This is a genomic window from Haliea sp. E17 (assembly GCF_048323675.1).
GTDB lineage: Bacteria > Pseudomonadota > Gammaproteobacteria > Pseudomonadales > Halieaceae > Mangrovimicrobium.
Window position 1 is genome coordinate 240,662 of the sequence record NZ_JBLWFK010000003.1, and the last position, 19,572, is coordinate 260,233.

Annotated in this window: 17 protein-coding genes; 3 read left to right on the top strand and 14 right to left on the bottom strand. The window is 63.8% G+C overall.

The window, feature by feature from the left end:
* Positions 1 to 119 precede the first annotated feature (119 nt).
* The 3 genes from ACNKU3_RS09675 to ACNKU3_RS09685 are packed head-to-tail and all read right to left on the bottom strand — an operon-like array spanning position 120 to position 994.
* Positions 120 to 314, bottom strand: a complete 195-nt coding sequence (locus tag ACNKU3_RS09675; RefSeq protein ID WP_418259248.1) for a ferredoxin — start codon at positions 312 to 314, stop codon at positions 120 to 122.
* Complete coding sequence (locus ACNKU3_RS09680; RefSeq protein WP_418259416.1) at positions 311 to 784, bottom strand: cytochrome P450; 474 nt, start codon at positions 782 to 784, stop codon at positions 311 to 313. Before ACNKU3_RS09680 ends, ACNKU3_RS09675 begins: the two co-directional genes overlap by 4 nt.
* An 18-nt stretch (positions 785 to 802) precedes the next feature.
* Positions 803 to 994, bottom strand: a complete 192-nt coding sequence (locus ACNKU3_RS09685) for a CopG family transcriptional regulator (RefSeq protein WP_418259249.1) — start codon at positions 992 to 994, stop codon at positions 803 to 805.
* Between the two features lie 346 nt (positions 995 to 1,340).
* Here ACNKU3_RS09685 and dauA point away from each other — a divergent pair, with 346 nt between their 5' ends.
* The 3 genes from dauA to ACNKU3_RS09700 are packed head-to-tail and all read left to right on the top strand — an operon-like array spanning position 1,341 to position 3,663.
* Positions 1,341 to 3,083, top strand: coding sequence for a C4-dicarboxylic acid transporter DauA (gene dauA, locus ACNKU3_RS09690; protein ID WP_418259250.1), 1,743 nt, complete (start codon positions 1,341 to 1,343; stop codon positions 3,081 to 3,083).
* The gene (locus tag ACNKU3_RS09695; protein WP_418259251.1) at positions 3,070 to 3,300 is read left to right on the top strand and encodes a hypothetical protein; all 231 of its coding nucleotides are present in this window, start codon (positions 3,070 to 3,072) and stop codon (positions 3,298 to 3,300) included. The genes dauA and ACNKU3_RS09695 overlap by 14 nt, the downstream gene beginning before the upstream one ends.
* Positions 3,301 to 3,321: 21 nt before the next feature.
* On the top strand, positions 3,322 to 3,663 hold the full coding sequence (locus ACNKU3_RS09700) for a zinc ribbon domain-containing protein YjdM (protein WP_418259252.1): 342 nt from the start codon (positions 3,322 to 3,324) through the stop codon (positions 3,661 to 3,663).
* Positions 3,664 to 3,727: 64 nt separating this feature from the next.
* On the opposite strand, the gene ACNKU3_RS09705 is transcribed toward ACNKU3_RS09700, so the two are convergent.
* The 11 genes from ACNKU3_RS09705 to ACNKU3_RS09755 all read right to left on the bottom strand — a co-directional run bounded on the left by ACNKU3_RS09705 (position 3,728) and on the right by ACNKU3_RS09755 (position 19,471).
* Positions 3,728 to 4,537, bottom strand: coding sequence for an enoyl-CoA hydratase/isomerase family protein (locus ACNKU3_RS09705; protein WP_418259253.1), 810 nt, complete (start codon positions 4,535 to 4,537; stop codon positions 3,728 to 3,730).
* Between the two features lie 16 nt (positions 4,538 to 4,553).
* Entirely contained in the window at positions 4,554 to 6,275 is a 1,722-nt protein-coding gene (locus ACNKU3_RS09710) for an FAD-dependent oxidoreductase (protein WP_418259254.1), read from the bottom strand.
* Between the two features lie 42 nt (positions 6,276 to 6,317).
* The gene (locus ACNKU3_RS09715; RefSeq protein WP_418259255.1) at positions 6,318 to 6,647 is read right to left on the bottom strand and encodes a 2Fe-2S iron-sulfur cluster-binding protein; all 330 of its coding nucleotides are present in this window, start codon (positions 6,645 to 6,647) and stop codon (positions 6,318 to 6,320) included.
* A gap of 99 nt (positions 6,648 to 6,746) precedes the next feature.
* A complete protein-coding gene (locus tag ACNKU3_RS09720; protein ID WP_418259256.1) occupies positions 6,747 to 9,086 on the bottom strand; it encodes a TonB-dependent receptor in 2,340 nt (779 codons plus the stop codon).
* Between the two features lie 274 nt (positions 9,087 to 9,360).
* Complete coding sequence (locus ACNKU3_RS09725; protein ID WP_418259257.1) at positions 9,361 to 10,668, bottom strand: cytochrome P450; 1,308 nt, start codon at positions 10,666 to 10,668, stop codon at positions 9,361 to 9,363.
* 38 nt (positions 10,669 to 10,706) lie between these two features.
* Complete coding sequence (locus ACNKU3_RS09730) at positions 10,707 to 11,750, bottom strand: AraC family transcriptional regulator (RefSeq protein WP_418259258.1); 1,044 nt, start codon at positions 11,748 to 11,750, stop codon at positions 10,707 to 10,709.
* Between the two features lie 172 nt (positions 11,751 to 11,922).
* Positions 11,923 to 13,128, bottom strand: a complete 1,206-nt coding sequence (locus tag ACNKU3_RS09735) for a CaiB/BaiF CoA transferase family protein (protein ID WP_418259259.1) — start codon at positions 13,126 to 13,128, stop codon at positions 11,923 to 11,925.
* Positions 13,125 to 14,306, bottom strand: a complete 1,182-nt coding sequence (locus tag ACNKU3_RS09740) for a CaiB/BaiF CoA transferase family protein (RefSeq protein WP_418259260.1) — start codon at positions 14,304 to 14,306, stop codon at positions 13,125 to 13,127. The genes ACNKU3_RS09735 and ACNKU3_RS09740 overlap by 4 nt, the downstream gene beginning before the upstream one ends.
* A gap of 50 nt (positions 14,307 to 14,356) precedes the next feature.
* On the bottom strand, positions 14,357 to 16,441 hold the full coding sequence (locus tag ACNKU3_RS09745; protein WP_418259261.1) for a hydantoinase/oxoprolinase family protein: 2,085 nt from the start codon (positions 16,439 to 16,441) through the stop codon (positions 14,357 to 14,359).
* 18 nt (positions 16,442 to 16,459) lie between these two features.
* Positions 16,460 to 18,277 (bottom strand): hydantoinase B/oxoprolinase family protein, encoded by a 1,818-nt coding sequence (locus ACNKU3_RS09750; protein WP_418259262.1) that lies wholly within the window; start codon positions 18,275 to 18,277, stop codon positions 16,460 to 16,462.
* 120 nt (positions 18,278 to 18,397) lie between these two features.
* Entirely contained in the window at positions 18,398 to 19,471 is a 1,074-nt protein-coding gene (locus ACNKU3_RS09755; protein ID WP_418259263.1) for an aldo/keto reductase, read from the bottom strand.
* Between the last annotated feature and the right edge of the window lie 101 nt (positions 19,472 to 19,572).

Below are 19,572 nucleotides of genomic sequence, written 5' to 3' on the forward strand. Positions count from 1 at the left end.
ACCAGCATTGGGCCGCGCCATGGCAGCAAACGGCAACGCCGATGGCTACCCGAACAGCAATTCATTGACTGTCCCGGCGTGCACGCAGCAACCGGCGTGGGCCGGGAATTGCGGTTGAACTATTCGTCGCTGATGGAGATCGCATTGGCCGGACACTGCCCGACCGCTGCGCGCACCGCTTCCTCGAACTCCTCCGGCACCTCTGCGACCAGCACGACGGCGTAACCGTCGTCGTGCAGTTCGAACACCTCGGGGCAGAGGCCGAGGCAGACGCCGAAACCGGCGCAGATATCCGCATCCACACGGACTTTCATTGGGCAGCCTCCGGCGCCACATCGAACTCCAGGACGAGGTGAGTGAGGCCGCGCAGGATGAAGGTGGGCAGGTAGCTGTAGTTGCGCGCCCCGGGCGGCCCGTGGACTTTCTCGGAGACGCGAATGTCGGTGGTGCGGTCGAACATGCGGTTGAGGCTGACCACCGCCTCGGCCCGTGCCAGCGGGGTGCCCGGACAGGCGTGGCGGCCGCGGCCGAAGGCCACGTGCAAGCGGGCGTTTTGCCGGTCCACCTGGAACTCCGCGGGATTCTCGAACTGGCGGGCGTCGCGGTTGGCGGCGCTGTTGGCGATATACAGGAAGCTGCCCGCGGGAATATCGACGCCGCCGACCCGGGTCGGCTTTTTCGCCAGGCGGAAGTCACCCTTGACCGGGCCCTCGAAGCGCAGGGGGAACTCCCCTGCACGTACCGTAGCAGGGCGGGCGGAGTGGGGGGAGCGCCGGCTTTCCAGGCCGCGGTAGCCGAGTCGTTACTCTGCCGGGCCTGCGTCCCCGAAGACCTTGTCCTTCCAGTCCGCCCCCAGTGCCTGTTCGATGTATTCGCGCATGAACTGGCGGATTTTCTGCGACGGGGTGACGTCTTCCTGCGCGCACAGTTGTTCAAATGCCGCTTTCTTTTGTGGATCAACCAGCACGGTCAGTCGTGCGGTGCGCTTTTCCATGATTTTACTCGCTGTCCGACGATCGGGGTGCGCCTGCCTGAGGCGGGAGTGTACCCGGGGAGTGCGCCCGGCCCAAACCGGAGCTTCCGGCTGGCGAAAGCACTCTGTTGCCCCGATTGCATGTCCTGCGTGTCACAGGGAGGCTCCGGGCTGCCAGCTGGCTGCATCGAATTCCTGGCATCCAGCCTGAAATCCAATTTAATGTTAATTGTATTATAATACAACACACACCGGCCCCCCCTGAGCCAGGCACCGGTACGGCGGCCCCACGCAGCTGGTAGCGCCGGATACAGGCAGCAGGCAAGGCCTGCCCATACACCCCTGAATTGGAGCGCGGATTCCCACAATGCCCCAGCGTAAACACCTGATCTCACTGCGCCCGGGGCATGCGCTGCGCGAGGTACTGGCAGAGGGCTACGGCCGCAGCGACCTGCGCAGGGACCTGCTGGCCGGAGTCACCGTCGGGGTGATCGCAATCCCCCTGGCAATGGCCCTGGCGATTGCCAGCGGCGTGGCACCACAGCACGGCCTGTATACAGCGATAATCGCCGGGGCGATTATCGCGCTGGCCGGTGGCAGCCGGTTCAGCATTTCCGGGCCGACCGCGGCTTTCGTGGTTATCCTGCAGCCGCTGACCGCGAAGTACGGGCTCGGCGGCCTGCTGCTGGCCTCCCTCATGGCCGGCGCCATCCTCATGGCCATGGCCTATGCCCGGCTCGGCCGCTTCATCGAGTACATCCCCGCATCGGTAACCCTGGGCTTTACCGGTGGTATCGCGATCGTCATCGCGGTATTGCAGGTCCCCGACTTCACCGGGCTCGCCATCACCGGGATGCCCGATGACTTCATCGGCAAACTGGCCGCGATTGCCGGCAACCTGCACCGGTTCGATCTCGCGAGCACCGGTCTGGCACTGTTTACCCTTGCGCTAATGCTGGCCTGGCCTCGACTGCGCACGCCGGTTCCGCCTCACCTGCCGGCACTGGTGCTGTCCTCCGTGCTGGGTATCGTCCTGGCGCACTTTGGCAATGAAGTGGACACCATCGGCTCGCGCTTCCACTACCTGCTGGCCGACGGCACTACAGCCGGCGGGATTCCGCCCTTCCTGCCGGAGCTCGACTGGCCGTGGCGCCATCCCGGCGCAGGCGGGGAGCCCCTGCAACTGTCCTTCGCGCTGTTTTCAGAACTGCTGCCGGCGGCCTTTGCCATTGCTGTGCTGGGGGCCATCGAATCGCTGCTCTGCGCGGTGGTCCTGGACGGTATGTCGGGCAAGCGCCACAGCGCCAACAGCGAACTGCTGGCGCAGGGGCTGGCCAACGTGGTGACACCGTTTTTCGGCGGGATTACCGCGACCGCAGCGCTCGCGCGCTCGGCCTCCAACTTCCGCGCCGGGGCGGTTTCTCCGCTGGCGGCCCTCATCCACTCTGTTGTCGTATTATCCGGCTTGCTGGTGTTCGCCGGCACGCTGGCCTTCGTGCCAATGCCGGCCATGGCGGCGATGCTGATGGTGGTGGCCTGGCAGATGAGCGAAGCCGACAAAATTGTCCGCCTGGTCCGCAAGTCTCCGGCCAGCGACGTCGCGGTATTGCTCACCTGTCTTTCACTGACGGTCCTGTTCGACATGGTGATCGCCATCACCGCCGGTATCCTGCTGGCGTCAGTACTGTTCATGAAGGAAATCGCCACCCTCACCCAGGTGGTGGAGATAACCGATAACCGCGAGCTGCTGCCCCGCCCCCCGCCCGCCAACTGGCGTGTATTCAAGGTCAACGGCCCGCTGTTTTTCGCCGCCGCGGATCGCATTCTCGGTGAACTGGTGCAGCGTACAGAGGGCGCCCGGGGCCTCGTCCTGCACATGCGCTACAGCGCCTATCTCGATGCGGGCGGACTCGCGGCAATAGAAAAGCTGCTCACCCACTGTGAACGACAGGGGGTTTCCATCCGCTTTTCCGACTGGCAGTTCCAGCCCCTGAAGACACTGGCCAGGGCCCGCGACGAAAACCGCGGACCACTGGACCTCTCACATCCCACCCTGGCAGATGCACTCGATAACCTGGAGGAGACCCAAAAGCCCCATGAAACTGGATAACGCAATCGATCTCGGCGCACAGGGCGCATGGAAGGAAGCCCAGGTCATGGTCAATCCATCGCTGCCGACGGAATGGTTCGTGATGCTGCGCGACGCCCACTACAAGTCGTTTATCCTCGCCGATAACGACGACAGCCCGATCTCGACGGATGACCTCAACGCACTGGCGCAACTCATCCGCGCGATTGGGCTGAAAGACTTCACTGTTATTTTTTAATCCCGGAAAAAGGAACCAGCTATGAGCGGCTATCCCCCCTGCCCCCAATGCCAGTCGACATTCACCTATGAGGACCGCGACCAGCTGGTCTGCCCGGAGTGCGGCCACGAATGGCAGGCCGGCACGGAACAAGGCGACGCTGTCGCCACGGTCAAGGATGCCAACGGCAACGACCTTGTCGAAGGCGACAACGCGACGCTGATCAAGGACCTCAAGGTCAAGGGCACCTCGACCGTGCTGAAAGTGGGCACGAAAATCCGGATCAACCGGATCGTCGACGGCGATCACAATATCGATTGCCGGGTCGACAAGGCCGGAGCGATGATGCTGAAGTCGGAGTTCGTCAAGAAATCCAACCCCTGAACAGGGAGAGAGGCAGCGGGTCCGGCCGGACCCGGCGCCCCCCTCACCGCGAAAGGATCAGGGCTCAGGATTTCCGGCTGCTGGGAAACACCGGCGCCCGCTTCTCCTGCAGCGCCTTCACCCCCTCCTGGTGATCCGGGGTGCGCACCGACACCGCCTCGTAGGCGATACCGGCCTCCAGCACGCTGCTGGCCATGCGCTTGAGTTCCATGTTGGTCAGCACCTTGGTCCAGCGGATCGCGTTCTGGGCGCCGTTCAGGAGCTTCTCACACAGCGCGTCGACGGCGGCGTCGAGTTCCTCGGCGGGCAGGCACTTGTTGACCAGGCCGATCTCCGCCGCGCGCTGGGCGCTGAGCAGTTCACCGGTGAGCAGGAACTCCTTGGCCAGGGTGAGGCCGATGCGCTGGGGCCAGATCAGCGCCCCGCCGTCGCCGGCCACCAGGCCGAGGGCCACGTGGGGGTCGCCGATCTTCGCTTTCTCGCTGGCGTAGATGATGTCGCAGAACAGGGCCAGGGTGGCGCCGAGGCCCACCGCGTGGCCGTTCATGCGGCAGATCAGCGGCTTTTCCAGGTCGAGGATGGCGCCGAGGATGCGCTTGGCCTGCTGCAGGTCCTTCTCGAACAGGTGCGGGTTGGCCGCGTTGTTGGCGAGGTGGTCGAGGTTACCGCCCGCGGAGAACGCCTTGCCGGCGCCGGTCAGCACGATCACGTCCGAGCCCTCGTCCATAGCGGCCACGGTAAATACTTCCGCCAGCTCCTCGTGCATGAGCGCGTTCACTGCGTTCATCGACTCGGGCATGTTCATGGTGATCGTCAGCCGCCGGCCCTCGCGGGTCAGGGCGAGGGTCTCGTACTGGGGTAACTGCTTTGCCATCGGGTTCCTCTACACGCTATTCGGCGGCTTCCGGCGCCTGCAGTTTGCCGGCGCGCACGGCGATGTCTTCCGCCGCCACATAACCAAAGGTCATCGCGGGGCCGATTGTACCCCCAGCACCGGGGTAACGGTTACCGAAAGGTGTACCGGAGTTGTTGCCGGCGGCGTAGAGGCCGACTATCGGCTGGTCCTTGCCATCCAGTACCCGGGCGCTGGCGTCCGCCTTGAGGCCGCCCTTGGTACCGAGGTCGCCGGCGTTGATCGGCACCGCGTAGTACGGGGCCTTGTCGATCGACCCGAGGCAGGGATTGGGCGCGATGTTGGCGTCGCCGAACATGCGGTCGTAGTCGTTGCCGCCGCGGCCGAACTCCTCATCGGTCCCGCTGCGGGCGTACTGGTTCATGTTGTTGACGGTCTGGCGCAGGGCCTGCACCGGGATATTGATCTTGGCGGCCAGCGCGTCGATGCTGTCGGCCTTGAAGATGTAGTGGTCCCACCAGTCCACCGGGATGCTGCAGTCGGGCATGATGATGCTCGGCAGCAGGCCGCCGGCGGTCCATTTCTTGCGGAACTTGGCGTCGAACACCAGCCAGCAGGGGTTGTTCGCCCCGGTCGCCAGGTGATCCGCCACCATGGCGCAGCCGAATTCGTCATAGCCGCAGGCCTCGTTGACGAAACGCACGCCGAGCCGGTTCACGCAGACGCTGTGGGGACGGCCCACGTCGAAGGCCGCCTGATGAATTTCCTCGAAGTTGGAGGCTTTCGGCATCGGCAGGTGCATGGTGGGCATCCACCAGGCGTCGTCGGTGTGCTCGGTGGCGGCGCCGACCTGCACGCCGGCCAGCAGGGCCTCGCCGCGGTTGGCATCTTCCGGAGTACTGCTGTGGCGGGTCAGGCCGGGCACCGGCAGGTAGCGGTCGCGCAGTTCCTGGTTCCACTCGAAACCACCGGCGGCCAGCACCACGCCGTGGCGCGCCTCGATTTCATAACAGCGGCCGAAGTTGCTGACTTTCACACCCTTCACTTCACCGCCGGTCATCACCAGTTCGTCCAGTTTCGTTTCCAGGCGGATTTCCACGCCGCGATCGAAAAGCTGCTTGAATACATAGCCCATCAGCGCCCCGCCCTGGGTAAAGCGACGATCGCGCTTGCCGATCAGGCGGGTGGAGAGATCGCTCCAGTAGGTCCAGGCCATTTTCAGGAAAACCTTGATCCAGCCTGGCGACTGGGTAGAAATGGCGAAGAACTGCGGCAGGTCGATGGCATAGCGGCCGAGCACCTTGAAGCGGTTGTACTGCTCGCGCATGAAGGGAAAGCGGTCGCCCAGGTCGCGGCCATCGAAGGTGTCGCAGACGATGGAGCGGTCGGCGCGAGCGCCGGGCAGGCTGTGGAAGTAGTCTGGCCAGGCGGCGACGAACAGGGGCACGCCCATGCCCTTGAGGAACTTCGCCATCTCCGGCGCCTTGTCGAGGAATGCCGCCAGGCGGTCCTTCTGGATCGGCACTTCAATCAGGCTGTCGAGGTAGGTCTCCACTTCCTCGCGGCTGTCGCCATTGGCTTCCAGCTGGTGGTTGGGAATCCACATCACACCGCCGGAGGTGGCGGAGGTGCCGCCAAACTTGTGGGCTTTCTCCACGACCAGCACGGAAAGACCGAGGTCCGCCGCCCGCAGCGCGGCCATGGCACCGGCGGAACCGGAGCCGACAACGATCACGTCATACACTTCTTTATTGCTCATCAATTACTCCGCTATTGGGCTTTCCTGTTGTTTGGCGTTACTTCAGTCGCTGGGGGCTACCGTCACCCGCAACCCGTCGAGGTCCGGGGAAATCCTGATCTGGCAGCTCAGCCGGCTGTTGTCCCTGGTGACGTGGGAGACCATGTCCAGGGTCATTTCCTCGATCTCGTCGGGCTTGCCCACGGCATCTTCCCAGGCCGGATCGACGTAGACATGGCAGGTCGCACAGGCGCAGCCGCCACCGCAATCGCCGAGAATGCCATCGACACCGCGGGAGCGCGCGACCTCCATCAGGGATTCGCCGAGCGGGGCGTCGTCGATAACGACTTCCTGGCCATCCACCTGCACCAGTGTGACAGTAACTGTACTCATAACTTCCCTTTCTCCGCCCGGAATCTCACGTACCGGGGGCCTGCTATCCAAAGTTGATAAAACACGACCGGGTCCAAGGGGCCCGGTCGTGGTCGCCGATCAGAACTGGTAACTCAGTTCCATCGCGTACATACGCGGTGCACCGACGACCGTCGCGTTGTGGCCCAGCGAGGCGCCCAGTGGCATACCGCCGACAAAGTGCTCCTCGTCCGTCAGGTTGCGGCCGATCAGGGCGGCGCCGAGGCCGGAACCCATGATGCCTTTCCACTCGAGGCGGGCGTTGACCAGCTCGTAGCCGTCGATCTCGGTGTCGGGTCCGATGGAGTCGCCGGTGTTGGAGAACCACATGTCATCCTGCGCGTAGATTTCCGCGTAGAGGCTGATATCACCCGCATTGCCGTCGGCGGTGAAATCGATGCGGCCCCACAGGGTACCGGCATACTCCGGCGTGTTGGCCACTGGGCTGTAGCTGTAGTCGACACCAAACAGGCGCACGTCGCCATCGGTGAACTCCGCGTCGGTATAGGCGCCGGAAACACCCAGCTCCAGCCAGTCGGTGGCGCCGATGCTGGCATCCAGTTCCACGCCCTTCACTTCCATCTCCGGCACGTTGGCGGTGACCGCGATGGAGGCGAGGCCGCCGGGGCCGTCCGGATCGGGGAACTCGATGCGCTGTACGTCCTCGACCCACATCTGGTAGACCGCCAGGTTCATGGTGGCGGGCATATCGCCCAGCGTGCCGCGGAACTTCAGGCCGGCCTCCACGTCTTCCACGGTTTCGACATCGAACAGGTTGCCGCCCTCGGTGGCGAGACCGTCCATGGGCGGGAAGGCGGAACCGTTGAAGCCGCCGCTGCGGAAGCTGCCGCGGTACTTGATGTAGGAGAACAGGTCGTCGGTGAGGGCGTAGCTCAGGCCCAGCTCCCAGGACGGCTCATCGAAAGTCTCGTCCTGTTTCGGGTAACCGAAGGCGTCGCCGCCCGCGAGATGTTCGATTTCCACATCCTCGGAGGTATAGCGGGCACCGGCAGTCAGGCTGAGCGCATCAGTCAGGCTGTAGTCAGCCTGGAAATACGCCGCCATGGTTTCCGTGGTAATGCGGAAGGCGTTGGTGGCGGTGACCGGCGGCGCCAGCGGCGTCAGGTCGAAGTAGGTCTGCGGCCACAGGGTTTCGGTTTCCTGGTTCTGGTAATACAGGCCAGCGACATAGGTCAGCTTGTCGCCAAAGGCGTTGCCGTTAAGCTGGATTTCGTCGGAGATTGAATCCACCTCGGTCTCGTTGCCGCTGACGCCCGTCACTACATTCGCCGTGAGGATCGTAATGAAGGGCGCGCCGAGCTGGGGCTGGGTGGAATCGGTCTTGGCGTTGGAGGCGCCGAAGATATTCTTGATCTGCAGGTTGTCGCTGATCTCGTAGGTGGTGTGGTTGGTCACGATCCAGTCCTTGCCGTCGTGATCCGCACTCCAGGGGTGCTGGGTCTTGTAGTAGCCCAGGCGTTTCTGCTCTTCCACGTAGGCGACGATACCGGGCGCGTAGGCCTCCGGGTGCGCGGAGAGGTAGATATCCCAGGCGCCGGGGAACTGGAAGGTCTGGTCCATGACCGGCCCGTACAGGGAGCCGGCGGCGCAGTTCAGCGCGAAACCGTTATTGGTCTGGCCGCACTCGTAGACGCTGTACGTATAGGAGGCGCCGGTGTTGGTGCCGCCGACATCCGAGTAGGCGAATACTGTGGTGTTGTCGAATTTGTCGCCGGGGCTGAAGGTCAGGGACACACGACCGCTGTCGCGTTCCAGCTCGCCGAGCTGGTCGCCGGTAAGGATGTTGTCGATATAGCCATCGCGGTCCAGGGTGTCGAAGGCGCCGCGCAACAGGATGCTGTCGGTGATCGGGATGTTGATCATGCCTTCGACTTCGCGCAGGTCGTAGTTGCCGACGCGCACGGTGACCTTGCCCTCGAACTCATCGGTGGGCTTGGCGGAGGTATAGAGCACCGCGCCACCCGTGGTGTTGCGCCCGAACAGGGTACCCTGGGGGCCCTTCAGTACCTGGATGGAGTCGAGGTCGTAAAAGGTGGAGGCGCCGCTGATGGTCAGCGGGACTTCATTGAAATAGGCCACCACCGCCGAGGGCGAACCGCTGAAGGTGTCCGCCGACTGGCCGCGAATGGAGTAGGTCAGCGAGTTATTGCCCTGGGTCTGCCGGATGGTCAGGCCCGGTACTGCGGATTGCAGGTCGGCGTCGGTGAAGACATTGCGCTCGAGCATCTGCTGGGAGTTGATCGCGCTGACCGAGATCGGCACGCGGGACAGGCCCTCACTGCGGCGCCGTGCGGTAACCACCACTTCTTCCAGTGCCCCGCCGTCCATCGCGCCGCTATCCTGGGCGATCGCCACACCCGGCAGTGCGAGGCTGCCGAGCGCCAGCAGACTGCAGGACAAACCGGCTTGTGGGAGCAACGGGAGACGTCTGTTTCTTGCGAGTCGTTTCATTGTTGTAATCCTCGTTGTTGTGTTTAGTGCTTGCGAGTAATACGGGTACTGCCGGATGGGAATTATACGTTAGTGTCAGTCTGTGACTCCAATACACAGAACCCCTGTCGCGAAATTTCCGCCGTCTGGTTTTCCTTGACCGGAAACGACAAAAAGCCGCTCACTCCCCGGAGCAAGCAACCCTGTAATCCTTCGTGGCGCCGGGCGTAAAACGCCCAGGCGCCTAGCGTTTGCTGAAGGTCAGCGGCAGGCGCTCGATCGAGCGCGTCGCCACCGTCGGCAGGTAACGCACATCTTCGACTGGCATATCCAGCCTGATATCCCTGAGGCGGCGAACGAACTCCCTCGCCGCGACCTTCACCTCCATGCGCGCCAGCGACAACCCCACACAGCGGTGCACCCCGCCGCCGAAGGCCAGCTGTCGCCCGAGGTTCCTGCGGGTCATATCAAACTTGCGCGGGCACTCGAAGACGGTTTCATCGTCGTTGGCCGAGGCGTAGAGCAACAGCATATGTGCCCCCGCCGGCAAGGTTGTCCCGCCCAGTTCCACTTCCCTGATCGTGGTGCGGGCCAGTCCGCGTACCGGCGGTTCCAGGCGCAGCAGTTCCTCGACAAACCGCGTGCAGTAGCGATCGTCGTCGAGATTGTCGTACATCGCCTGGGCCATCTCCGGCCGCGTGGCGAAAAAGAACAGCAGGTTGCCGAGCGCCGTCGCCGTGGTCTCGTTGCCGGCGATCATCAGGGCCCGCGCCAGGGAAACCACCTCCCGGAAGGTCAGCGTGTTGTGGGTCGCATCGTCGGACCTGGCGTGAATCAGGTCTGAGAGCAGGTCGTCCTGCGGAGTTTCCTGGCGCTTTTGAATCTCCGCGATCAGGAAATTCTGCAGGTCGCAGATGTCCCGCGCATTCCTGACCATGGCGTCGTGGTCCTGCATCTGGCTGATCTGCGCGGTGACCGCCAGCGACCAGCGCTGGATTTTTTCCGGGTCGAATTCCTTTATGCCGAGCTGGGCGCAGATGATCTCGATGGTCATCGGCACCGCGAAATCGAGCACCCCGTCGGCGCGGCCCTGGTCGGCGAACCGGTCGATCAGGCGCGACACCACCGCGGTGATTTCCGGCTCCAGCTGTTTGACCCGGTGGGCGGTGAAGGCCTGCTCCATGAGCTTGCGCACCCGGGTGTGCTCGGGCGGGTCGGTCATGATCGCGTCGGGGAAGTAGCCTCCGCCGTCGCGCTCCAGGATTTCCTTGAATTCGTCGAAATAGCCCTTGGCATAGCTGTCCAGAAAGCCTACCTCGGACGAGTAGGTAATCGGGTCGGCCAGCACTGTTTGCAGGTCCTCGTATCGCGACACCAGCCACATGCCGATGCCTTTGTCGAAGTGCACCGGGTCTTCATGGCGCATGGTCCAGTAGAACTCGTTGGGATGGGCGCGTAATTCCGAGTCCTGCAAAGTGGCCGACTTCAGGTCGACCGCATGTCCCGCAATCGGACAGCTGTCCATCCGCGGATTTTCGCCTGTACTGCTCATTGCTACTGCCTCCCTGTCACCAGGTTGGATTTATTTTATTATTGCAGTGTGCTGCTGGCGCCACCCGCATAGTACTCGCGGCTGACTTCCGACAGGTTTTCCATTTGCAGGGCCTGGTTTTCCAGGCAGGCTGCACGGTACTCCCGCGGACCCAGGTCATTCACCCGTTTGAACATGCGACTGAAATGGGCCGGGCTCTTGAAGCCCACGCGAAATGCGATTTCAGCAATCGACACCTCGTTGGGCCGTGACGAAGCCAGCCAGCGCTTGGCGATCTTCAGCCGTTTGTCCCAGACCAGGTCAGAAAATGGTGTGCCGTTCTGTTTCAGCAGGAACGACAGGTAGCGCTGGGAGATACCACAGGCCTCCGCCACCGCCGCGGTGCTCAGGCTGGGATCGGAAAGGTGGATATCGATATAGCGCAGGACTTCCTGCAGGCGCTTGTCCGGCAGTGACTGGCGCACCAGCGTGCAGTCCTCGCGATCCTTGACCGCTTCGGCGACCACCTGCAGTGCGCTCTCCACCAGCAGTTGCTGCACGTGCTCGGAAAGCTCGCCATCATCGGCAAACACGTCGGTGAGCATGCGCTCGGCAATACTGAACGCGCGGCCGGTACCCGGCACCGCGAAGCCTGACTTCACTTCCTGCGGAATGAAGCGCCGCAGCAAATGCGCGGGGACGATAACGTGCAGCACTTCGTGCACCGATTCGTCGTCGGTCTGGCAATCGATGGAAAACGGCGTCATCGACTTGGTGATGGCGAAATCACCCGCCTCCGCCACACTGGTACCGCTCTGGTGGGATATGCGCATGCGGCCGCGCTTGACGAACCACAGGACGATAACGTCCGTGGCATCCTCACGTATATGCGACCAGGAGCGCATGAACGACTGCCGGGTCTTCGAGGTGATGTGGATGATAGAACACGAACCCACAGCCTTTTTCTCGGCCCGCACATCGATGACCGATCCCGAATCGATGGAGTACTCACCGAGGTAGTATTCCTGCTGGTTGTCGCCCCGATAGGCGTCCTGGCAATCGAGATAATTGCGTTTATCCAGTACGAAAAGCGTTTCCGACATTATCAAGCCTCCGCTCGGGTAATTCCCGAATTAAGCCAGCACTGGCTTGTGCCTGGGTCCATCCATCTTTTTGTGGTCGGCCAAGTCTATCCACCTCGGGTGGAGAATTCCCCGCATTAAATGCGGATTGATCCACCTTTGGTGCAGTGCAAATTCCCGCCGGGGTCTTGCCTCAGCGGGTTATTCCAGCGGCTTCCAGCCGCTGTTGTTCTTCTTCTGAGAGCCCGAGCAGTTCGCCGAAGACATAGGCGTTGTGCTGGCCCAGCGCGGGCGCCGCGTCCAGGGCTTCCGCCGCCCGGGACATCGACCAGGACGGCCCCAGGGTAGTCTTGGAACGCCCCGCATGATCGACGACGTCGCGGTAGAAACCGCGCATCCACAGGTGCGGGTCCGCCACCAGGTCGAGGGAGCTCTGGCTCTTGGCGACCGCGATACCGCGTTTCTGTAACTTGGCAACGATGTCCATGGCGCTCAGCGATGCCGTCCACTGTGCCATCAGCGCATCCAACTCAGCTTCGTTGGCCTTGCGCTGCGCCAGGCTCGCGAAGCGCGAATCCCGTGCCAGTTCCGGCCGGCCCATGGCCTCGGCGAGAGCGGCCCATTGTGCATCGGTGCGCACGGCAATACTCACCCACTCGCTGCTGCGCACCGGGTAGACGCCGTGGGGCGCCATATCCGGGTGATGGTTGCCGTTGCAGTCCTGCACCACGCCGTTGAGTGCGTAATCCATGATACTGTCGCCGATCATGGTGCTCATGCACTCCACCGCGGAGACGTCGATGAACTGGCCGACACCGGTACGCCGCTTGTGCAACAGCGCCACCAGCGCAGCGTAGCTCGCGGCGGCACCGAAGGTGGAATCCGCGTAGCGGGTATTCATGCCGGCTGGCGCGCCCGGCTCGTGGCCCACCAGCGCGCTGACACCGCCAAGTGCAGCGAAGCAGGGCGCATAACCGGTCTGGTAGCTCAGCGGCCCCTCGCTGCCCCACATGCCCATGGAGACATAGACGATACCAGGATTGGCCTCGCGCACGCGCTCGTAACCGAGGCCGAGGCGACCGATGGCGCCGGGGCGCAGGTTTTCCACCAGCACGTCGCTCTTCGCCGCAAGGTCGAGGATCAGCTGGATACCCTCCTCGCTTTTCATGTTCACCTGGGCGCTGAGTTTTTGCGGATTGACCGACTGCCAACCCGGGGCGTTGTCGATGTCATCCACACCGAAAGTGCGGGTAACATCGAGGGAACCCTCGCTTTCCACCCGGATCACTTCGGCGCCGAGGTAGGCAAACATCTTGCCCACCGCGGGCCCGGCCCAGACCTTGGTCAGTTCCAGTACCCGCACGCCCTGCAGGGGGCCGCCGCGTTGTTTCAGGCTCATGCCGCGCCCTCCTTCACCAGGTCCAGTTCAACGAGGGAATGTTCGCCCAGCAGCGGCGCCGGGCGATTGATCTTCGCCGGCGTTTCACTGAGCCGGTAGGGTACGGTGGGATACAGCGCCCTGCCCTGCACCGGGTGATTCACCTCCGCAAAAAACTCGCGGTACTGGTATTGCGGGGATTCCTGCAGGTCGCGGCCGTTGTTCACCGCCACCAGCGTCAGACCGATTTTCTGCGCCGCGGCGGCAACCTCGTGCTTGTCCTGGGTGGCGAGCCAGCGGGTAACGTGCTGGCGGCACAACGCGACCCGTTCCGGGGTACAGCCGCGTTCCAGCCAGTTCTCCGGGAACTCGTTCATCCAGCCGGTATCGTCCAGCAGTTCGCGCAGGGCGGCCCAGTGCTGCGGCGTGGACATCCAGATGTAAGCGTAGCCCTCGCGGCAGGGGAAAATGCCCGCGGGCCCGGTGAGGTCATAGGCGCTGCGCTCCTGGCCCACCGGCATGTCCCCGGCCACCATCTGCGCGACCACGTAGTCGCAACGGGAGGTCAACACCTGCTGCATGGAGATATCGATAAAGCGGCCCAACTGGTTTTCGTCGCGCTCGTACATCGCAGCGACAATACACACGGCGGCATCCATCGCCGCTTCGTAGCTGGGCAGGAAACGCCCGGCGGCGTTGAGCGGCGGCAGGCTGATATCCGGGGCGCTGGGCGTGTGATAGCCCCAGCCACTGCTGTGGAAAACAGTGAGTTCCTCGGCGTACACCCGGTCTTCCGGCAGGTCGGTGCCGAAGGGTGTTATGGAGCACAGCACCAGCGCGGGCCACTGCGCATCCAGTGTTTCCGGATCGAGGCCAACCGTCGCCAGCCAGCCGGCGCGGTGATCGTCGATGACCACGTCCACCCTGTCGAGCAGCAGGGCCAGAGCCGCCTTGCCGGACTCGCTCTCGACATCGAGTTCAACGGAATGCTTGTTGGTGTTGAGGTAGGCGAACAGGCCGCTGCGCTCGGGGTCGGCGCCGGTCGGCGCAAACGGCCCCATGCGGCGGGTCGGGCTGCCGCAACCGGGTTTTTCCAGCTTGATCACCTCGGCGCCGAAATCGGCCAGAAGCTTGCCGCAGTACTCGCCCGCAACATTCTCCGCCAGTTCCAGCACCTTAACGCCACTCAGCGCCGACATACCGCTCTCCCCGCTTCGTGCATCGTATTCATGTCCGCCGTCATCCGCATTCAGGCGCCTTCCTGGATACGGGTGAGTTCGTAATCCCCGGAATCGTCCACCGTCGCCTTCCAACCGGGGTAGACCACGATGGTGGTAAAGGTTTCCTCAATAATCGCCGGCCCGGTGACCTCGAAGCCAGGCTCCAGTTCGGGACCGGAGATGATCGCGGTCTCCTGGAAGCCCTGGCCGAGGTTGGCGCGGCGGGTCTTGGCGACCGGCGCCGGACGTTTCGGCGCGGTGAAACCGACACCCACTGTCGGCGAGGCAGTGGCGGCACTGGTCGCCAGGCGCACCCCGGTGATCTCCGGGACTTCGTGCTCGCGGATGTGACCGTACTCTTCCATGTGACGGGCGTTGAATGCCTCGATCGCGCGCTGGCCGATGTTGGCGTCGATAAAGCCCATATCGCTCATGCCTTCGCTGACCTCGATATCGAAGCTCAGCGCCCAGTTCTGGCCAGGGTAGCGCATGTTCATCTGGTAGCGGAAAGTGACCTTGTCCTGGGGGAAACTGGCGTCGGTGAAATACCGGCTGGCGCGCTCGGCCAGTTCGCTCCACAGGGCGCGCAGCTTTTCCTGGTCGGCCTGGTCGGCGGGAATCAGGTAGGAGCGCTCTTCGTCGATCTTCGGGTCCGCCACCAGGGTGCCGAGTGCGGAGAAGGTCGGGGAGGCCTTGGGCACCAGTACCTTGTCGATACCCAGTTCCTGGGCCTGGATGCCGGCAAACGCCGCGCCGTTGCCGCCGTAGGCGAGCATGCACATGTCCTTCGGATCGACACCCTTGCCCGCGGTGATGCGGCGCACGCCCATCGACATGTTGGCATTGACCACGCGGAAGCAGTCAAAGGCGGCGTCTTCCGCGCTGTAGCCCATCTCGTCGCCGATCGCCTGGAAGGCTTCGACAACACCGTCTTTAGTCAGGGAGAAACTGCCACCCGCGAACTGCATGTCGGCGGAGAGGATGCCCAGCATCAGCAGCGCGTCGGTGATGGTCGGCTGGGTGCCGCCGCGGCCGTAGCAGATGGGGCCGGGCTCGGAGCCCGCGGAAGCGGGGCCGACCTCGACCATGCCGTTGTGCACGTGACAGATGGAACCGCCGCCGGCGCCGAGGGTTTCCACCTGCACCATCGGCACGCCGACCAGGTAGCGGTGGTGCATGTTCCAGCCGGCGACCGCGGGCGCGGCGCCGTCGAGCACCATGGAAATGTCGTAGGAGGTGCCACCCATGTCCACGCAAAGCAGGTTCTTGAAGCCCTTGGCCACACCCACGTGGGCAGAGCCGATAACGCCGCCGGCGGGGCCCGAGGCGAGCACGCGAATCGGCGCGCCCTCGATGTATTCGCGGGTCATCACGCCGCCGCTGGCCTGCATCACCATCAGCTGGTTGCGGTAACCGGCGTCGCGCACCCGGTCGACCAGGCGCTGCAGGTAGGAGTTCACCCGCGGCGCGACATAGGCGTTCACAACCGTCGTGCTGGTGCGGTCGAACTCCGGCGCCCGCGGCAGTACCTTGTGGGAACAGGAGACCTGCACATCGGGCATCTCCTCGGCAACGATCTCCGCGACCCGTTTTTCGTGGGCCGGGTTGACGAAGGAGAACAGCAGGGAAATCGCCACGGATTCCACCCCCTGCTTTTTCAGCCGGTGACAGGCGGCGCGCACGGCGTCCTCGTCGAGGGCTTTGTGCACGGAACCGTCATGCAGGATACGCTCCGGCACGGTCAGGCGCCGGCGGCGCGGGGTGATCTGCTTGGGCGGCGCCAGGCGCACGTCCCAGATGTTCTCCTTGTAGCCGCGGCGATATTCCATCTCGTCGCGAAAACCCTCGGTGGTGATCAGGCCGGTGAGGGCCCCGTTCATCTCGATCAGCGTGTTGTCGGCGACGGTAGTGCCGTGCACGATCGCGTCGCACTGGCCCATGAAGTCGCCAAGGGTGAGCCCCTCCATTTCCGCCAGCTTTTCCAGCCCGCTCATCACCCCGAGGGAGCGATCTTCCGGCGTACTCAGGTTCTTGTAGAGGACGACTTCGTCGCCTTTCAACATCGCGAAATCGGTGAATGTCCCGCCGATATCAATCCCAACTCGATAAGCCATCAACTCTTCCCCGATTCCTTAGGCGGCGCGTTCCGCAGCCATTTCTTCCCGCAGTGCTGCGGTCGCCGCGACATCCACGGCCAGGTCAAACTCTTCCACGGTGCCGGTAAACACCACACCGTACTTCAGTCGCGCCCGCTCGACGCTGACGATCTCGTCCAGCACGTCTTCCTTCACCGCTTCCGGGTCGCGCTGTACCGCCAGTTCGAAACCGGCGCCACCGCCGTACTGGTAGGCGATAACGGATTCCGCCGGCAGGACTTCACTGGCGGACACTTCCACCCGGTGCTCCTGCGGCGTGCCCACCTTGAAGTAGTTGGTGTAGGGGCTGGCGTCGTCGCCGCCGCACATGCCGCGCAGCGGGTGCTCGTAGGTCACCATCCAGGCCATCGCCGTGGTCGGCGCCAGCACCTTTTTCACGTTGAGGCTACCGGGCTGGCCGCGCCAGCGTCCCGCGCCCTCGGAATCCTGGGTCATTTCCCGGCTGATGTTGAGCACCGGGAAACGCGGTTCCGCGTCTTCCACCTGCGACAGCAGCAGGTTGCCCAGGGCCGCCGGGCAGGAGCCCCAGCCGTCCATGCCCTCGATGGCGGAGGCGTCGTGGGTGCGCGAGTCCACGCCCTGGTCCATCCACATGCGGCCCAGTTCGTCGAGGCCGATCACCGCGTTGGGCATACCCATCTTGTAGACCTGGGGCGCGGAGCGCTCCGGCACGATGGCGGAGAGCGCCACACAGACCGCCTCGGTGATTTCGCAGGCTGGGTGGAAGGAACCCAGCGCGGCGGGCTTGTTGGGCGGCGGCTGGGCGATGCAGCCCTCGGGCACGATAATGTCCACCGCGTTGAAAAAGCCCTCGTTTTTCACGATGTCCGGGTCCATGGCGGCAACCACCTGGGTCATGACATAGCTGAGCGTGTTGCCGTAGGTGTTCCAGACACCGACCAGTTCCTGGCGGTCGTCGGTACCGGTGAGGTCCACGGTGAGTTTGTCGCCCACGATCCTGCAGGCCACGTGCACGCGGATGTCCTTGTTCTGGCCAATCGCATCGTGATCGATAAATACATCCGCCTCATAGGTGCCGTCAGGCCAACTGGCAACCACCTCGCGCACGCATTTCTCGGTGTGCTCGATGTTGTAGTTGATCGCAGCGCGGACCATGTCCGCTCCCCACTTGGCGACCAGGTTGTCGAGCAGGCGCACGGCGTGCTGGACGCCGCCGATCATCGCCGCGAGGTCCCCGGCGAACGAGGGAAAGCGGTTATTGCGCACCACCATGTCAAACAGGTCCTTGCGCAGCTTGCCGCGCTCCACCAGCTTGACGCTGGGGAAGGCCATCCCCTCGGTAAAGATGTCGGTGGCTTCCAGGGTGAAGCCGCCCGGGTCCTTGCCCCCGGTGTCGCCCTGGTGGGCCTGCAGGCACTGCACCATCAGCAGTTCGCCGCTGGCATCGAACACCGGCGCGTAGACGTTGTAGTCCGGCAGGTGGCCACCGCCGGCATCGGGGTCGTTGCCGAGGAAGACGTCGCCGGGCCCCCACTCGTAATCATCGTAGTGCTCCAGCCCGTAGCGCACGGTGAACTGGCTGACAAAGCTGAGGTGCGGCGTGCCGATGGCGGACCCCGCCAGGCGTCCGTGGGCATCGACGATGCTGGCGTTGCGCTCGTTGGACTGGTTGATAATGGCTGAAGACGCCGCGCGCCCCAGGTAGGTGGCCGCCTCGAAGGACACGGTTTCCATCGCCCCGCGAATAATGCTCGCGGACACCGGGTCGATGCTTGCGCTGGTGGCAAGTGGTTCGCGCCGTGCGGCGAGCTTGCGATTCAATTCAAATGACATAGTGACACTCCTCCCTCGGAGATTCCGGAGTCCGCCCAGAATGCGGGTGCAACCTTACACCAGCCCGGGCGGCACCACGGCAACATCTGGCGTAGCCTTTTTGACATTAGGTGCAAACCCTCAGCGGGATGCACGCTTGCGCCCCCGCGCGACCGTCATCGGCGGGCTCAGGCGCTTGAAACTGCGATCGATGTAATAGGACAGGTAGGGATAGGGCGGGCGGGTCGCGCTCGCCTCGTCCAGCCGCTCGACCTGCTCCGGCGTGAGCTCCCAGCCCACCGCGCCGAGGTTGTCGCGCAATTGCTCCTCGGTGCGCGCGCCGATCACCACGCTGGCCACTGTCGGCCGGCGCAGCAACCAGTTCAGTGAGATCTGCGCCAGGGTCTTGCCGGTCTCCTCAGCCAGTTCATCCAGCACGTCGATCACGTTGTACATTTGCTCCTCGTCCACCGGCAGCCCCCAGTGAGCCACCTGGTCCAGGCGACTGCCCTCCGGCGCCGCCTGTCCCCGCCGCACCTTGCCGGCGAGCCGGCCCCAGGCCAGCGGGCTCCAGACGATGGCACCCACGTTCTGGTCGTGGGCCAGGGGCATCAGGTCCCACTCGTAGTCCCGGGTCAGCAGCGAATAGTGCACCTGGTGGCTGATATAGCGCGGCCAGCCGTGGCGATCGGCGATACCCAGGGACTTCATCAACTGCCAGCCGGTGAAATTGGACACGCCCACGTAACGGACCTTGCCGTCGCGCACCAGCGCATCCATGGTGGAGAGGACCTCTTCTATCGGGGTGAAGGCGTCGAAGCCATGCAGCTGCAGGACATCGATATAGTCGGTATCCAGGCGCCTGAGGGAGGCCTCGACCCCGCGGTGCAGGCGCAGGCGGGAAGAACCGGACTGGTTGGGCCCCGGCCCGAGGGCGAGACTCATCTTGGTGGTTACCAGGACCTGATCGCGGCGGCCCTTGATGGCGCCACCCAGGACTTCCTCGCTGGCCCCGTCGGAATAGACATCGGCGGTATCGAAGAGATTGACGCCCGCCTCCAGGCAGATATCCACCATGCGCCGGGCCTCGTCGACCCCGCTACTACCCATGGCGGCGAAAAACTCGCCGCGACCACCAAAGGTGGCAGAACCAAAGCTAAGCACCGGGACCTGCAGCCCTGAGGCACCAAGGTACCGGTATTCCATATCCGCCATCGGGTAAATATCTCCACACCGCACTTTATTATTGGACGTCGGGACCGGCAGTTTGCTCCTCAGGCCCGGCAAAGAGGCATATTAGGCCACAGGCCTCTGGT

Coding starts and splice junctions, on each gene's coding strand:
- ACNKU3_RS09695 (WP_418259251.1), top strand. CDS start 3,070: ATGAAACTGGATAACGCAATCGATCTCGGCGCACAGGGCGCATGGAAG.
- ACNKU3_RS09755 (WP_418259263.1), bottom strand. CDS start 19,471: ATGGCGGATATGGAATACCGGTACCTTGGTGCCTCAGGGCTGCAGGTC.
- ACNKU3_RS09735 (WP_418259259.1), bottom strand. CDS start 13,128: ATGAGCCTGAAACAACGCGGCGGCCCCCTGCAGGGCGTGCGGGTACTG.
- ACNKU3_RS09715 (WP_418259255.1), bottom strand. CDS start 6,647: ATGAGTACAGTTACTGTCACACTGGTGCAGGTGGATGGCCAGGAAGTC.
- dauA (WP_418259250.1), top strand. CDS start 1,341: ATGCCCCAGCGTAAACACCTGATCTCACTGCGCCCGGGGCATGCGCTG.
- ACNKU3_RS09725 (WP_418259257.1), bottom strand. CDS start 10,668: ATGAGCAGTACAGGCGAAAATCCGCGGATGGACAGCTGTCCGATTGCG.
- ACNKU3_RS09740 (WP_418259260.1), bottom strand. CDS start 14,306: ATGTCGGCGCTGAGTGGCGTTAAGGTGCTGGAACTGGCGGAGAATGTT.
- ACNKU3_RS09700 (WP_418259252.1), top strand. CDS start 3,322: ATGAGCGGCTATCCCCCCTGCCCCCAATGCCAGTCGACATTCACCTAT.
- ACNKU3_RS09705 (WP_418259253.1), bottom strand. CDS start 4,537: ATGGCAAAGCAGTTACCCCAGTACGAGACCCTCGCCCTGACCCGCGAG.
- ACNKU3_RS09730 (WP_418259258.1), bottom strand. CDS start 11,750: ATGTCGGAAACGCTTTTCGTACTGGATAAACGCAATTATCTCGATTGC.
- ACNKU3_RS09685 (WP_418259249.1), bottom strand. CDS start 994: ATGGAAAAGCGCACCGCACGACTGACCGTGCTGGTTGATCCACAAAAG.
- ACNKU3_RS09750 (WP_418259262.1), bottom strand. CDS start 18,277: ATGTCATTTGAATTGAATCGCAAGCTCGCCGCACGGCGCGAACCACTT.
- ACNKU3_RS09745 (WP_418259261.1), bottom strand. CDS start 16,441: ATGGCTTATCGAGTTGGGATTGATATCGGCGGGACATTCACCGATTTC.
- ACNKU3_RS09675 (WP_418259248.1), bottom strand. CDS start 314: ATGAAAGTCCGTGTGGATGCGGATATCTGCGCCGGTTTCGGCGTCTGC.
- ACNKU3_RS09710 (WP_418259254.1), bottom strand. CDS start 6,275: ATGAGCAATAAAGAAGTGTATGACGTGATCGTTGTCGGCTCCGGTTCC.